General features: G+C 59.1%; 13 protein-coding genes. 5 read left to right on the top strand and 8 right to left on the bottom strand.

Annotated features, from left to right (window positions below):
* Window positions 1-16: 16 nt before the first annotated feature.
* Together ACZ6ZO_RS03980 and ACZ6ZO_RS03975 are read right to left on the bottom strand one after the other, a co-directional pair.
* Entirely contained in the window at window positions 17-1,156 is a 1,140-nt protein-coding gene (locus ACZ6ZO_RS03980) for a type II toxin-antitoxin system HipA family toxin (RefSeq protein ID WP_465290726.1), read from the bottom strand.
* Window positions 1,153-1,365: a type II toxin-antitoxin system Y4mF family antitoxin gene (locus ACZ6ZO_RS03975; RefSeq protein WP_208768455.1), complete on the bottom strand. Its 213-nt coding sequence runs from the start codon at window positions 1,363-1,365 to the stop codon at window positions 1,153-1,155. The genes ACZ6ZO_RS03980 and ACZ6ZO_RS03975 overlap by 4 nt, the downstream gene beginning before the upstream one ends.
* 205 nt (window positions 1,366-1,570) lie before the next feature.
* Here ACZ6ZO_RS03975 and ACZ6ZO_RS03970 point away from each other — a divergent pair, with 205 nt between their 5' ends.
* Window positions 1,571-2,944: an exonuclease domain-containing protein gene (locus tag ACZ6ZO_RS03970; protein ID WP_465290724.1), complete on the top strand. Its 1,374-nt coding sequence runs from the start codon at window positions 1,571-1,573 to the stop codon at window positions 2,942-2,944.
* Between the two features lie 32 nt (window positions 2,945-2,976).
* Here ACZ6ZO_RS03970 and ACZ6ZO_RS03965 read toward each other — a convergent pair whose 3' ends face one another.
* Window positions 2,977-3,867 (bottom strand): DNA glycosylase AlkZ-like family protein, encoded by an 891-nt coding sequence (locus ACZ6ZO_RS03965; RefSeq protein ID WP_465290722.1) that lies wholly within the window; start codon window positions 3,865-3,867, stop codon window positions 2,977-2,979.
* A gap of 24 nt (window positions 3,868-3,891) precedes the next feature.
* Between ACZ6ZO_RS03965 and ACZ6ZO_RS03960 the strand changes: the two genes are divergently transcribed.
* Both ACZ6ZO_RS03960 and ACZ6ZO_RS03955 read left to right on the top strand, forming a co-directional pair.
* Window positions 3,892-4,377: a hypothetical protein gene (locus tag ACZ6ZO_RS03960; protein WP_465290720.1), complete on the top strand. Its 486-nt coding sequence runs from the start codon at window positions 3,892-3,894 to the stop codon at window positions 4,375-4,377.
* 182 nt (window positions 4,378-4,559) lie between these two features.
* Window positions 4,560-5,840 (top strand): Fic family protein, encoded by a 1,281-nt coding sequence (locus ACZ6ZO_RS03955; RefSeq protein WP_465290718.1) that lies wholly within the window; start codon window positions 4,560-4,562, stop codon window positions 5,838-5,840.
* Window positions 5,841-5,877: 37 nt separating this feature from the next.
* Here the strand turns inward: ACZ6ZO_RS03955 and ACZ6ZO_RS03950 are convergent, their stop codons facing one another.
* The 4 genes from ACZ6ZO_RS03950 to ACZ6ZO_RS03935 form a co-directional block, all read right to left on the bottom strand.
* Window positions 5,878-7,371: a DUF1846 domain-containing protein gene (locus ACZ6ZO_RS03950; RefSeq protein WP_465290716.1), complete on the bottom strand. Its 1,494-nt coding sequence runs from the start codon at window positions 7,369-7,371 to the stop codon at window positions 5,878-5,880.
* A gap of 101 nt (window positions 7,372-7,472) precedes the next feature.
* Window positions 7,473-8,099 carry a LutC/YkgG family protein gene (locus ACZ6ZO_RS03945; RefSeq protein ID WP_465290714.1) on the bottom strand — a complete coding sequence of 209 codons (627 nt, stop codon included), beginning with the start codon at window positions 8,097-8,099 and terminating at the stop codon, window positions 7,473-7,475.
* Window positions 8,089-9,618, bottom strand: a complete 1,530-nt coding sequence (locus ACZ6ZO_RS03940) for a LutB/LldF family L-lactate oxidation iron-sulfur protein (RefSeq protein ID WP_465290712.1) — start codon at window positions 9,616-9,618, stop codon at window positions 8,089-8,091. The genes ACZ6ZO_RS03945 and ACZ6ZO_RS03940 overlap by 11 nt, the downstream gene beginning before the upstream one ends.
* Window positions 9,618-10,421, bottom strand: a complete 804-nt coding sequence (locus ACZ6ZO_RS03935) for a (Fe-S)-binding protein (protein ID WP_465290710.1) — start codon at window positions 10,419-10,421, stop codon at window positions 9,618-9,620. The genes ACZ6ZO_RS03940 and ACZ6ZO_RS03935 overlap by 1 nt, the downstream gene beginning before the upstream one ends.
* Before the next feature lie 281 nt (window positions 10,422-10,702).
* Between ACZ6ZO_RS03935 and ACZ6ZO_RS03930 the strand changes: the two genes are divergently transcribed.
* A complete protein-coding gene (locus tag ACZ6ZO_RS03930; RefSeq protein ID WP_182384997.1) occupies window positions 10,703-12,508 on the top strand; it encodes an L-lactate permease in 1,806 nt (601 codons plus the stop codon).
* 60 nt (window positions 12,509-12,568) lie between these two features.
* Window positions 12,569-13,285, top strand: coding sequence for a FadR/GntR family transcriptional regulator (locus ACZ6ZO_RS03925; RefSeq protein ID WP_465290708.1), 717 nt, complete (start codon window positions 12,569-12,571; stop codon window positions 13,283-13,285).
* A 354-nt stretch (window positions 13,286-13,639) separates the two neighbouring features.
* Here the strand turns inward: ACZ6ZO_RS03925 and ACZ6ZO_RS03920 are convergent, their stop codons facing one another.
* Complete coding sequence (locus ACZ6ZO_RS03920; RefSeq protein WP_465290706.1) at window positions 13,640-14,956, bottom strand: MFS transporter; 1,317 nt, start codon at window positions 14,954-14,956, stop codon at window positions 13,640-13,642.
* Window position 14,957: the final 1 nt, after the last annotated feature.

The raw sequence follows: 14,957 nt of genomic DNA, 5'->3' as shown, positions 1-14,957 counted from the left end.
TTTTGCCTGATTACCTCTACCAATGCCGCCTGCGACTCCGCAGAATCCTCACTAGATCCCTTTGGCGACGGGAATCCCAGGGACAGGCGTCGATAAGCGCCCGTGCGAGGTTGTCGGTGGCCTTTACTGCTTCGTCCGCGATGCTGTTCGCTTTCTTTTCGCTTAGGCCGTAGTCTTCGCAATACTTAAGGAATCTCTTGCGGCTAAGGCCATTTCTGTTGCCCGCAACGCTGAGTGCCATCGAGGTGTCACCATAGGGGGCGGTGCTGGGGATGTCGTAGACCGGGGAGAGTTCGAAGCCCTGTCCCTTGTTGATGACAGAAACATTCTTGGCGTGGAGGTCTCTATTACCGCTTAGCCAAGAGAAAGCGAGCTGGGTAGCGAGTCCTTGAGCTGCGAGTATGGGCGAACTGACTACGCTAAGCACCGCTTCGGTTACCTCTTCGAAACTGACGTTGTATTTGTCTGCCGGATAGATATTCAGGAGCTGGCCGGCGTCTTCGACAGCATGTTTGTGGGGGAATTGGCCGTCGAATCTCTTTATGACCAGCCCAGATCTGCCATGCTGATCGCGGATTACCTTGGCGTCAACAATCTTGTTCTTCTGCCCCTTCATACCCCGGAACGCCTGTATACAGGCGTATTCGTTTTCGACAAGCCAGGGATACTCTGGCCGCGAGATCTTTACGATCGCCTCCTCCCCCATAGGAAAGGCAATGGTCCGCGCCGAGGCCTTCTCCTGCACCCCAGCAATCGCATTGGGATCGGGCACGCCTGCGTCTGCCAGTACGTTTTCGAAGTCGAGGTCAGGCGCGTCCAAATCGATGCTCGCTTCGGGCTTTTTCGGGCGCTCCCCCTCAGGCAGCACCACCACTCGGCCAACAGTGTTCCCACCCACGGCGAGCAACAGCCCGAGATCGTCATCGGCTGAGGTCTTGACAGAGCGCTTCAACGCAGAAAGGCGTCGACCTTCGGGAAGCAATCCGGCGAAGAATGGTGGGAGAGCGCCGGGTTGGGTCCGCACTGGGCTTTGCTTCATCGGCAGGGTGGTTGCAACCGGGATGGTTGTCTCAGGAAGGTAGCGAAATTCTACGTATTCTCGCGTCCGCTCCAACTCGGCAACCTGCTGCTCTCCGATCCACACCCCGGCGATCATCGCAGCGCCTCAGGCACGTGAATGACGGTGGCTAGCTCTAGTCCAAGAACCGCCAGCACGGCGCGCAGCTTGTCCACGCGCACCGTTTCTTTACCGGCTTCGATCGACCTAACTAGTCGCTCACTCACCTGTGCCAGGTCCGCAAGATCTTCTTGGGTGAGGTCGAGTTCTTTGCGTCTTGTTCTGATTGTTTCGTGGATTAGTTCCATTTCCGCTCCGCCATTTCAGGCACGATCGTGCCTATATCGGTCAGAATAGGCCTCGCTCAACGTATCTGCAACCCCCTTTAGGTACGATCGTGCCGATTAGATAGTTATTGATGTGGACACAGTGCCAAATTTCCCAAAATCGGCACGATTGTGCCGATTTATTAGATCCGTTCATGGCTAGTGAAAACTGTGTCACAATTGCCGTATGGGATTATTTGAGTGGCTGCGCAGCCTGTTCTCTTCACCGAAACTAGCGCCAAGGCCGTCGGCAAGCACCGGTCCTGCATTCATGGTGATCGATATTGAAACCACCGGCCTTTCTCCAAAGAACGACCGAATTCTGGAATTAGCTCTGGTCAGAACGGATCATTTCGGTCGGCCGCTGGCGGAGTGGAGTTCACGTATGAACCCGGAGGGGCCCGTCGGTGCTACTCACATTCACGGCATTACCGATGACGACGTGCGCAACGCCCCAACCTTTGCACACCTGGCTCCCTTCATTGCTTCACAACTTGCAGGTCATGCTTTGGTCTGTCACAACGCCAAGTTTGACCTTGCGTTTCTTCAGAACGAATTTCGGCGTGCAGGCTGGGATTGGCCTCAGACCCCACATTTGTGCACTCTGCAGGCCTCACGCTCGCTACTTCCCCAGCTGCACCGTTACACATTGGAAGCGTGTTGTCACGCTGCCGGTTTTGCACATGTTGATCAGCACAATGCACTTGGCGATGCGAGAGCAACAACTCGCCTACTCCAGACGATGCTGGCTCTCGACTCTAAAAGTAAATCCGTCCACCAATTCCACCGGCTGCCTAATGAAGCTCGACGAGTTCAATGGCCGACATTGCCCTCTCGTTCCCCTCAACGCACACCCGAACGGAAATCGCTCCCAAAGCCACCGATCAGGAAGCAGAACTCCAGGAAGACTGAAGCAGCCCCGCTCATTTCTCAGATCAGTGCTTCCTCCGTACTTGAGCATGTCTCCAATGACAACGCAGCCAACTACGTGGAAGTACTTCTTTTGGCCTTGGCTGACCATGAACTTACTGAAAGCGAATCTCAAGCACTGGCAGAACTACAACAAATGAGCCAACTGTCAGATGAAGAGGTGACAGAGATTCATCGCGCTGTTGCAGCCTCACTTGCCGATAATGCAGTTGCTGATGACATTTTTAGCAAGCACGAACGCACGGAGATTAAGACCGTCCTGATGATGCTTGGGATTCCCGAGAAGCTGGCAACAAGGTTTTTCCGTGAGGCACAAAAGCGCAGGTATGTCGCTCTGTCCCAGGGACTTCCTCCCTTGCCCGACGACTGGAATGTGGGCGAGCCGTTGCATGTCGGCGATAACGTAGTTTTCACGGGAGTAGACGATGCCCTGCGATCACAATTGGAGAATCAGCTTAAGAAAGCGGGCGTGTACCTCGCTTCAGGCGTTAGCAAGAAGACGGTCATGCTGGTGACCGACGGATCTTTTAGTGGCAAAAAGTTGGATAAAGCCACCGAGCTGGGCACCCGGATCGTGACGCCGGCTGAATTCGAAAAGCTCTTGACGTGGATTCAGCCATTTGAGGGATAACTGAACTCTGGTTTCCCAGATCGGGTGAGCGATTACCCCACCACCGCTACCTCTCCATCGACCACCCGAAACGGCCTGCACATTCCGTTCTTTGTTGGCCCCACAATGGGTACTAATTCTGCTGGACAAACCACCGAGCGGTCCTTGTATCCGAGCAGGTATTCGTCGAAAGCCGGGAGGTCAAGCTGGTTTCCAAGGACGCCATCCAAGGACACATTTTCCTGATAGGCTCCCATGTAATGCTCTCCCACCTGGATCACGTCGCGCGCCAAGCTCGCTGCCCGTTTCGCATCACGCACCGTGAGCCCACTCCACCAGGCCAAATCCTGGACTGTCGCAGGACCACGGGAGTGGAAATACCGGGTGCCGAGTTCAGCCAGAGCATCATCGCCTTCCAAGTCGAGGCCCGGCCCCGAAAATGCAAACACATCCTTGTCGATCTGCACCACATCCCCCGTAGAACCGAAAGATCGCAGCAGATGAGAGCCCTGCGCACCATCAAACCCCATGATTTCATAGGCCAATTTACGCGGTACCGGGCCGGAAGACAGCGCCTCATGAAAAGCAGCCTTTGCGCGCGCATAATCAGAGGAAGTGATGCCGAGGCCTGGGCGTCGTTTAGCGGCGGCTGCCTCCGCGCGGGGCGCGCACGACCGCATCATCCACGGCGCGTCCTCGGCGGCCAGGAAGTGGTGCGTGCCGCGCTGCGACCAGCAGCGGACGATACCATCGAAATTGTCGGCGTTAGCGCGCGCCTGCAGGGCCTTAACGCCTGAATCGTACTGTTGCGCCTGGGTTGCAAGCATCCAGCGAGCAGCGTCGAGGGGCGTGACCAGCTTGAACGCAGGCACCAGACGCTGGGCGATAGGGCGTCGGGCGCGAAACTCCTCAGGTTTCATGCCCTGGAGCTCAAATGGCAACACACCCGTCATCTACCCTTGAAACCAATGACCACGCTTCAGCTCAAAACATTCCAACCCCTCCCCCAGGTGGCCCGGTTAAAAGAAACCGGAACACTCACAGGCGATTGGGATCGGATTAGCTCATGCAGCTGGACCGACGCGTACCGAGGCATGGTGTCAAACATGGCCGTCCACGGCATCGATTGCGCAGGCAACCCTCCCATCTGGGCATGGTGGGGACCGCTCACCCTTGGCGACGCATTCCTGCTGTACGACCTCGAGCACGATCTACCGCAGGGCTTCGCCACTATCACTTTCAACGCCCCATCCAAACTGGTTTTCCTCAGCGACTATGGCGAATGGAACGATGCCCTCTTCCCCTACACCCCATGGACCCCCGCTCCCCTCCCTCCTACACCAGGCCAGCAACTCCAGGCAACGCTGCCCTACCTCGATCTAGGCTGGGTCACGGATATTAGCCCGTTGCCGACCGCGGATTTTTACGAGTTGGATTGGGATAGTGCAGTGTAAGCAGCGCAAATCCAGCGTACGGATGGGATGATCCAAGCCTTGAAAATCCCATCGGTACGCTAAATTTCCCAACCCCTTAAGCCTTAACTGGTGGCGAACCCGTCGCCTACCGAAGGATAAGGCTTAAAGTTAGGTAGAGTCGAGATTCACCGAAGGATAAAGCTTAAAGTTAGGAGTGATCGATGGGCGCGCGGCTGGAAAAGACGTGGCTGCCTGCTGACGGCAGCGGCTTAAGCCGCCGTGCCAAGGCAGGCGGAAAGTATCGCGCCTACCTGCCAGATCCACTCTCGGAGGGCATCTCTATTTCTCCAGAAATAGCCGCCCGCGCCGGCATCCTAGAGCGCCAACTGCTCTCGTTGACTCGCAAAGACACCGCATTCGGTCTCGAAGGAATTTCCCGTTTCTTGCTGCGCTCCGAGGCAATTTCCTCTTCCCGGATCGAAGGCATTGCCCCAGCCGCCGACAAAGTGGCACTCGCCGAACTAGCCGACTCTGAAAGCATCACCGGTTTTAATCGCAGCGCCGAGCTAGTGGCAAACAATATCGCCATCCTCAAAATGGTGGAAAGTCGCATCGCCACGGCCGACGCCATCACTCCCAACGACCTCTGCGAACTGCAATCCCGCCTCATCGAAACCCCAAAGATCGCAGGACTACGCACTGAGCAGAACTGGATCGGCGGCTCGAGTTGGAACCCCATCGACGCCGAGTTCGTCCCACCACCACCCGAATACGTTGCAGGGCTTATCGACGACCTATGCAACTATCTCTCAGGCGCAGAGCACGGCGCATTGATCCAGGCCGCAATTGTCCATGCCCAATTCGAAACCATTCACCCATTCGCCGACGGCAACGGACGCGTCGGGCGGGCCCTCATTCATGCGGTACTGCAGCGACGAGGCCTCACCAACTCCCCAATGCTGCCAGTGAGCATGATCTTAGGTACATGGCCGAACCGCTATGTAGCTGGACTTACCGCATTCCGAGAATCCAACATTGACGCGTGGCTGGACTTCTTCTTCACAGCCACAGAGGAAGCCATCAAACAATGTGCCCGAATTTCTGGGGACATCGCCGAACTCACAGCCGAGTGGCACCAGCGTTTTAATACGCACCACACAAACAGTGGGGCCAAACGGGCTCCCCGGTCCGATTCTGCCGGAGCCCGCATTCTCACCCAACTAGCCGAGTATCCGGTTCTCACCGCCAATTCCGCAGCACGAATCTTTGACCTGTCAGACACTGCTGCTAGGCGTGCCCTGGAGTCACTTGCTGATGCGGGAATCCTGCGCCGAAAGTCCGTGCACAAGTCAGGAACCACCGGCTACCTCGCCGATGAAATCCTTGACCTCATCACATTCGCCGAGCGCAGACTGGCTTCCACACAGTTCGATACCCGGGTGAGCCCGCCAAGAGGTGGCTTCCCCAAATCCAGCGTACGGATGGGACGATCCAAGCCTTGAAAATCCCATCGGTACGCTAAATCCGACCGCCCAAACCCTATTTCCTAAACAGCGTCTTCTTCGCGTACTTCGGCTCCGAGGTCACCAGCACTCCGAGGTTGCGGAAGATGCCTTCGTCCACGGATCCGAGGATCGTGGTGGTGTGGATGTCGCAGCCGCGCAGGTTCTGCAGTTGCTCCAGTGCTCGGCGCGCGTTCTCGTCGGTGGACGCCGAGGTCGACAGGGCGATGAGCACTTCGTCGGTGTGCAGGCGCGGGTTGCGGGAGCCCAGGTGCTTGGTCTTGAGCGTCTGAATCGGTTCGATGGACTCAGGGGACAGCAGGTGCACTTCGGAGTCGATGCCGGCGAGCAGCTTCAGCGCGTTCAGCACGACGGCGGCGGAGCAGCCCAGCAGAGGAGAGGTTTTGCCTACCACGATGCGGCCGTCGTGAAGCTGCAGGGCAGCGGCGGGTGCTTCGGTCTGGGCCGCAAGCTCGAGAGCTGGGGCAATGACGGAGCGCTCGGAGGTTTCGATGCCGAGGCGACCCATGATCATGGCGACGCGCTCGGAGCCGATCGGGTCGAGTTCCGCGCGGGCCTCGGCAACGAGCTCCTTATAGTAGCGGCGGATGATTTCTTGGCGGCCGGCTTCCTGGCAGACGGCATCGTCGGAAATGCAGTGGCCGGCCATGTTCACGCCCATGTCCGTAGGGGACTGGTACGGGGAGGATCCGGCGATCTTCTCCAGCAGTACCTTGAGCAACGGAAATACTTCCACGTCGCGGTTGTAGTTGACCGTGGTTTCGCCGTAGGCAGCGAGGTGGAACGGGTCGATGATGTTCTTGTCGTCCAGGTCCACCGTCGCGGCTTCGTAGGCCTCGTTCACCGGGTGGTTGAGCGGAATGTTCCAGATCGGGAAGGTCTCGAACTTGGCGTAGCCGGTCTGGATACCGCGCTGGTGCTCGTGGTACATCTGCGAAAGACACGTGGCCAGCTTGCCGGAGCCAGGGCCCGGCGCGGTAACAACCACCAGGTCGCGAGTAGTTTCGGAGTATTCGTTGCGACCCAGCCCCTCCTCGGAGACCACCAGTTTGGTGTTGGAAGGATAGCCCGCGATCGTGCGGTGGATGGCCACTTTAAGGCCGAGGCGCTCCAGGCGCTCCCGGAACGTGGTGGCCTGGATGTTGTCGTCCTCCATCTGCGTCATCACCACATGTTCGACCAGAAAGCCCTGTTCCCGGAATCCGTCGATCAGGCGGAGCACATCCTCTTCATAAGTGATGCCAAAGTCCGCGCGTACCTTGTGGCGCTGCAGATCTTTGGCATTGAGGCAGACGAGGATTTCCAGCTCATCTTTGAGCTGTTCCAGCATGACGATCTTGTTATCAGGGGTGAACCCGGGGAGAACGCGGGAGGCGTGCATATCGTCAAATAGCTTGCCACCCATTTCCAGGTACAGCTTCCCACCGATTTGGTCGCGCCGCTCTTTAATGTGGTGCGATTGCATCGCGATGTATTTGTCGCGGTCAAATCCGACTTTCTGTGCAGTCATGCAGCGTGCGTCCTTAGTGCAGTAACGATCAGGTACGCCCGCTAAGTCTATCAACGATCAAAAACACCGCGGTACTAGTCCGGGGAAATTTATTCTCAGCGTTACCCCAGCAAGATCACATCCAGGCGGCGAGGCCCATGCACCCCCTCCACACGTTCGAGCTCAATGTCCGATGTTGCGGAAGGACCCGAGATCATCGTGATCGGTGCGGTGCGCTCCACCCGGGCGAGCGCTTCCGGGATCAATTCGACCACAGTATCTACCGGCACCACGCACACATGATGGTCCGGTACCAGGCTGATAGCGCGGCGTCCCTCGTTGGCGCGGCCGGTGAGGAAGATGGTTCCCGTCTCGGCGCAGGACACTGTGGAAGACGTGACCACAGCAGACACAGTGTCATTGAGCTCGCGGGTTGGCAGCACCTCTGAGCTCGACTCGAAAAAGGTACGGTTTGCCTCCCGCGCAGCCAACCAGGAACGATCCAGCCCATCCGGTGCCACGATGCGGGTCGCCTCGCCAAGCAGCTCTGCCATTCGGGCTGGGAGAGACTCGGCAGTCTCGTGGTACACGTTCGCCTTGTAGTCCAGGAGCCGATCTTCCAGCATCTCCAGGGTGGCGGCGTGATTGAGGGACGAGGTGCGTCGATAAGCGCGCGGCACCTCTGGGGCCTGGGGCGCGTCGGCGAGGGCGCCCGCAATACGTCGCAGAATCTCTTGCTTAGCGCTCATTGCTGCCCTCCTCAGGGGTGAAACCGTCTTGGGATAGACGCTCGGCTGTTTCCGCACTGTGCTGCTTCCACCAGTTCCGGAATGACTGCTTCGGTGGCACGGGAATGTCACGCTGATCAGTCCAACCACCCGCTATGCCCGGCAGCCAACTAATCTTCTTCCCCAGCAACGCCACCGCACGCCCCAGCGGTAACGCCTGCTCCAGCAGCGACATCCGCCTGCCCGAAGACATCGCCACCGACGCCGCCTTCATCAGCAGGTCCATCTGCGTCGGCACCTTGTTGTCCTGCGCTTTTACCGCTTCTGAGCGCAAGTGCACCAAAATATCCGGAATGTTGATCTTCACCGGGCACACGTCGTAACACGCACCGCACAAACTCGACGCAAACGGCAACGACGCATTCTCCGCCGACGTAATACCGGTGAGCTGCGGAGACAAAATCGCCCCAATCGGGCCGGGGTACGTCGAACCATACGCGTGCCCGCCGGCGTGCTCGTACACCGGACACACATTCAGGCACGCTGAACAGCGGATACAGCGCAGCGCGTCGCGGCCAACCTCGTCACTGAGCACCGCGGTGCGGCCATTATCCAGCAGCACAATGTGCACGTTCTGCGGCCCATCGCCCTCAGTCACGCCAGTCCACATGGAGGTGTACGGGTTCATGCGCTCGCCTGTCGACGACCGCGGCAGCAACTGCAGGAACACCTCAAGATCCTCAAAGGTGGGGATGAGTTTTTCGATGCCCATCACCGTGATCAGTGTCTCCGGCAGCGTCAGGCACATCCGGCCATTGCCCTCCGACTCCACCACGCTCAAAGTTCCGGTTTCCGCCACCCCGAAGTTTGCGCCAGATACGGCAACGGTGGTCTTGAGGAATTTTTCCCGCAGATGCGTGCGGGCAGCATCCGCCAGATCGCTCGGATCCGAGGTCAACGACTCATCCGTCTCTGGCATTTCCTGCAAAAAGATATCCCGGATCTCATGCCGGTTCCGGTGGATTGCAGGCACCAAAATGTGCGATGGTTTATCCTTGCCTAGCTGCACAATCAGCTCCGCAAGGTCAGTCTCCGTCGCGTGAATCCCCTGCGTTTCCAGGTGTGCATCCAGGCCGATCTCCTGGGTGGCCATGGACTTGACCTTGATGACCTCCGTCGACCCAGTCTCCTGAATCAGCTCAGTGACGATCCGGTTCGCCTCCGCAGCGTCACGCGCCCAGTGCACATGGCCACCACGGGCGGCGAAGTTGCGCTCGAACTCCTCCAACAGCGCAGGTAGCTGCGCGGCAACTCGCCGTTTGATCGCCTCACCAGCGTTGCGCAGCTCCTCCCAGTCCGGCAGTTCCGCCGTCACCGCTGCGCGCTTGGCACGGATGGTGTGCGTGGCGTGGTGAATGTTCGCACGCATCTGCTCGTTACGCAGCTGCTCTTTCGCTGCCTTCGGAAACGGGATATCTGCGTGCACATTTCCCTGCCCATAGGCTGGGCGGGGCCGTGGCATTCCAAGATTTGTTGTCATCACTTCGCTCCTGCGGGAATAGAAAGTTGCACGTCGCCGGTGATATCCAGTGGGTTCTTGCGGGTGGCGGCCAGAATTTCGGCAAAGTGCACGGTCTGGATGTCCTCGCCTCGTTTGTGGGCCGCGCCCCCGATGTGGAGCAGGCAGGCGGCGTCACCGCCGGTGCATAGTTTCGCGCCAGAGGCCGCGATATTGCCGAGTTTCTGCTCCACCATCGCGCCGGAAACATCCGAGTTCTTCAGCGAGAACGTGCCGCCAAACCCGCAGCATTCGTCGGAATCAGGCAGCTCACGGAAGTCGATCCCATCGACCGTGCGCAGCAGGCTGGGCTGGCGATCTTCCAGCCGCAGCAACCGTTTGCCGTGGCAGGACGGGTGGTAGGTGACGGTGTGCGGGAAGTAGGAACCGAGTTGGGTCGCGGCGTCGGTGATCCCGAGGACGTCGATAAGCAGCTGCGACAGTTCGTAGGTGCGTCCTGCGACGTCCTCAGCTTCCCTCGCGAGCTGTTCTTCACCGGCGGCGCGGGCGACTATCGGCTGCTGGTGGCCGAGCGAGGCGACGCAGGAACCGGACGGGGCAACGGCGTAGTCGAAGCTTTCCGACGAAAACGCCTGCACATGATTGCGAACCACCGGGAGTGCCTCGTCCAGATATCCGCTGTTGGCGTGCATTTGGGAGCAACATCCTTGGCCCGCTGGGTACACCACCTGGTGCCCGAGGCGTTCCAGGATGCGGACGGTGGCTAAGGCGACTCTCGGATACATCGCGTCAACGATGCACGTGGAAAAGAGTGCGATTTTCAATGGGTCCTCCGGGGGTGAGTGCGGTTATTTTTTCAACAACCTTTGTGGTCAGACCATAGTAGAACGGTGAGGTAAATCACGCAAATGGCAAAAATATTCCTGACACCACTTGACGAACGTGACCCGCAACACATATTCTCCTGTGGACTGACCACACAGGTTGGCTGTGAGTTGTAAGCGCGAGCGCCTTATCGACGACCATCCCCTAGTCGCTCGTTGCCCCCACTTGCCTTCTCCTGCCATCCAAAACAGCAGGTGAACGCCTATCGGAAAGGACTTTTATGGACAATCTCGCTGTCCTGAGCAGCCTGGCATTGCTGCCACTGGTGCTCGTCGGTGTGCTCCTCGCCGGCCTCCATTGGTCGGCTAAACGCGCGATGCCCGTCGGGTACGTGGCTGCTGTCATCGTCGCAATGAGCGTGTGGAAAATGACGCCGATCGGCATTATCGGCGCCACCATTGAAGGCATCATCGTCGCCATCACCATGCTTTATGTGGTGTTCGGCGCCCTGCTGCTGCTCTCCACCCTCACCATCGGCGGCGCAATGACCACCATCCGCGCCGGCTTCAACGGCATCTCGGAAGACCGTCGCATCCAAGCGATCATCATCGGCTGGCTCTTCGGCTCCTTCATCGAAGGCGTCTCCGGCTACGGCACCACCGCAGCCGTTGTGGCCCCACTGCTGCTGGCCATTGGATTCCCGGCAATGGCTGCCGTTATGGTCGGCCTCGTCGTCCAATCCACCCCGGTGAGCTTCGGCGCCGTGGGTACCCCCATCCTGGTCGGCGTCAGCGGTGGCCTCGGCGGAGACTCCGCAGTGGCAGAACGCGCCGCGGCACTGGGACTCACCATGCCCGACTTCCTCGCCCACATCGGTTTCCACGTTGCCGCCATCCACACTATTGTTGGCATCCTCATTCCGCTGTTCATCGTCACCATGCTCACCGGATTCTTCGGACCGGAGCGCAGGTTCCGCGACGGCCTGGAAGTCTGGCCGTTCGCCATCTACGCATCACTGGCCATGACCATTCCATACGTCCTGGTAGCCCGCTTCCTCGGACCTGAATTCCCAGCACTGTTCGGTGGCATCTTCGGCATGACACTGGTCATGTACACCACCAAGCGCGGTTTCCTCGTCCCCAAAACCACCTTCCGCTTTGGTCCCCGCTCCGGCTGGGAAGCACACTGGATGGGAACCATCGAACCAGCAGAAGTATCCGAAGAAGCGCCACGCATCACCCGCGCCCGCGCCTGGGCCCCCTACATCCTGATGGCAACGTTGCTGGTAGCGTCCCGCGTCATCGGGCCTCTGAAGGAATGGCTGGTCGGCCTAGCCATCCCATTCAAGGACATCCTCGGTACCGGCATCTCCACCTCCATCCAGCCGTTCTATCTCCCAGGCTTCGTCCTCATCCTCACCTCCGTGGTGGCCTTCTACCTGCAAGGAATGAACAAAGCCCAGATCAAGGAAGCGTTCTCCCTGTCCGGCAAGCAGATCGCCGGCACCGCAGCCTCCCTGATGTTCGCCGTCCCACTCGTGCGCGTGCTCATCCAATCCGGCCCATCGCTCAACGAATCCGGCCTCGCCTCCATGCCAGTGACTATGGCGCAGGCAGCAGCCGCCATCTCCGGCATGTCCTGGCCAGCGATCGCCCCGTGGATCGGTGCGCTCGGAGCCTTCATTGCAGGATCCAACACCGTCTCCAACCTGACGTTCTCCCAGTTCCAGTTCTCAACCGGCGTCGCCATCGGCCTCGACCGCCCAGAACTGATCGTGGCAGCGCAAGCCGTTGGTGGCGCGGGTGGAAACCCCATCGCGATCCACAACATTGTCGCAGCCTCCGCCACGGTCGGCCTGCTCGGACGCGAAGGTGCACTGCTCCGTCAAACCATCTGGGTTACCATTTACTACTGCCTGGCAGGTGGCGCAATTGCCTGCCTCTTCGTCACAGGCTGGGGCCTCAACCTGGGCACCATCATGGCCACACTTATCGTCATTGGGCTCATGATCGTTGCCAGAAAGCTCTGGCACGCTCCAGCTCGACAACCACAAGAGCAGCCGGAAAAGGTTCCAGTTTCGCCTTAACTAAATGTGCAGTAGTTATAGAATGAACTGCTGCACATTTCCCATGTTAAGGAGCTTCATATGTCGCCGGTCCAGCCCCGGGTCTACACCGTCATTCTCGAATGGTTGGAAGAAAAACTCCGCTCCGGCGACATCAGCATCGGCGACAAACTCCCCGCCGAGCGCCAGCTCGCGGAAGACTTTGGGATCTCCCGGGCGTCGGTACGCGAGGCAATCCGCGTCCTCGACGCCATGGGCCTCGTCCGATCAGGCACCGGCTCCGGCCCCAACGCGGGCGCCGTCGTCATCTCCGAGCCTTCCTCCGCGCTGGCCTGGGCCCTGCGCATGCACGTGGCGACCCGCTCGCTACCGGTCAAAGACATCGTCCACACCCGCGTCCTCCTCGAATCCCAAGCAGCACTCGAAGCCGCACACGGCCCAGAAACCCCAGAACGCGCCCACACCCTCGCAGAAGCCCGTCAGCTCCTCGACCTCATGGACGACCCCGACCTACCAAGCGACACCTTCCACGAACACGACGCCCACTTCCACATCCTGCTCACCTCCCTAGCAGGAAACATCGTCGTAGAAACCATCATGGACTCGCTACGCCAAGCAACCATCGGATACGTCGCAGAAATGGTCGCACACCTGCCCAGCTGGGCCGACACTCGCGACCAACTACAAATCCAACACCGCGACATCCTCGCAGCAGTCGAAGACCGCGACGGAGAACGTGCCAGCGAAGCACTCCGCCACCACATCGAATGGTTCTATAGCCTGCGGCGGGAGTTGTAGGGGCGGGGTTTTGCGATGCCCCCCGACATTACCCTCCCGAAGTTCGGGCTGGTGAGAGCATTTTAAGAGCAACCTCGGGGGCGTAATGTCGGGGTCAAGTGCGCTGAGCACACAGCCTCGAGTTTGCTGGGGCACGTGTGAGGTTGAAGCGTCACGAGGGATTTACGTGACTATTGCGCTCGCACATATCGGTAGAAGAGTCAGTGTTCGCGTTCTCCCCGACATTACCCTCCCGAAGTTCGGGCTGGTGAGAGCATTTTTAGACCAACCTCGGGGGCGTAATGTCGGGGCCAACGCTCCACCCCACCAACCTCGGGTTTGCTGGGCCCATCAAGCCAACGCGAACCCCGCTTTCTAGTGCAGGCTTTTTCCTTCGATACCTTTCGGCACCATGAGCACAGCTATGAGGGATAGCAGGGAGATGAAGGCGATGTAACCGCCAATTGCCAGGGATGATCCGGTTTTGTTGAGCAGCATTTGCGCGATCATCGGGGCGAAGGCACCGCCGAAGATGGAGCCGATGGCGTAGGAGATTGATACGCCGGACAGTCGGATTCGGGCTGGGAACATCTCGGCGTAGAGTGCGGATTGTGGCCCGTAGGTTGCACCCAGTAGGAGGCCGAGGATGAGGGCGGCGACACCGAAGAGGTAGATGTTGCGGGTGTCGATGAGCAGCCACATGGGGATGGCGTACACAATCATGGCGACGTAGGCCCAGGCAAAGGTGCGGACTTTGCCGAATTGATCGCCCCAGAGTCCGGACCAGATGGTGCCGATGAGCCAGGTGACGGATCCCAGCAGTGATACGAGGAGGACTTGGGATTTTGGTAGTCCGAGGACTTTGGTGCCGTAGGAGTTGAAGAACGCGATGGCGAGGTATCCAGCAGCGTTGCAGCCTGCGAAGATGAAGGCCGCGATGAATACGTCTTTGGTGTGGTTCTTGAACAGCACTCCCACTGGGGCACTGGATTCCTTTTGCAGCTGCTGAAGCTCAGCGAAAACTGGGGACTCCTCGACCATTTTGCGGATGAAGTATCCGACTGCGATCAGGACGAGTGAGGAGAGGAATGGGATGCGCCAGCCCCAGGCGTTGAATTGTTCGTCGGTGGTGAGGCGGGTGAGAGCCAGCATGAACACGGTGGCAAGGAACATACCTGCTGGCACGCCGATTTGCGGGTAGGAACCGAAGTAGGAGCGGCGGTTAACCGGCGCGTGTTCCACGGCGAGCAGCGCGGCGCCGCCCCATTCGCCACCTGCGGACAGTCCCTGGATGATGCGGAGCAGCACGAGGATGAGCGGCGCCGCGATGCCGATGGTGGCATAGTTCGGGAGCAGGCCCATCGCGACGGTTGCCCCACCCATACCGAATAGTGTCAAGACCAGCACTAATTTACGACCAAAGCGGTCGCCAAGGTGACCGGCGATGATGGCGCCGAGCGGGCGGAAGAGGAAGGAAATTCCAATCGATGCCCAGGACACAATTTGTGCCAGTGCCGGGGAGGTGTTGGAAGCGGGATTGAAGTATTGGGCAGCGAACACCAGGCCAGCAGCCTGCGCGTAGATGAAGAAGTCGAACCATTCGATGGTGGTGCCGACCATCGATCCTGCGAGCACACGGCGGTGTTCCGTGGTTAATGGGGCAGGCGTCGTTTCCGTGGTTGCAGTGGTCATG

This window comes from Corynebacterium sp. NPDC104732 (genome assembly GCF_055583565.1).
This window is presented reverse-complemented; position numbering and strand designations above follow the sequence as displayed.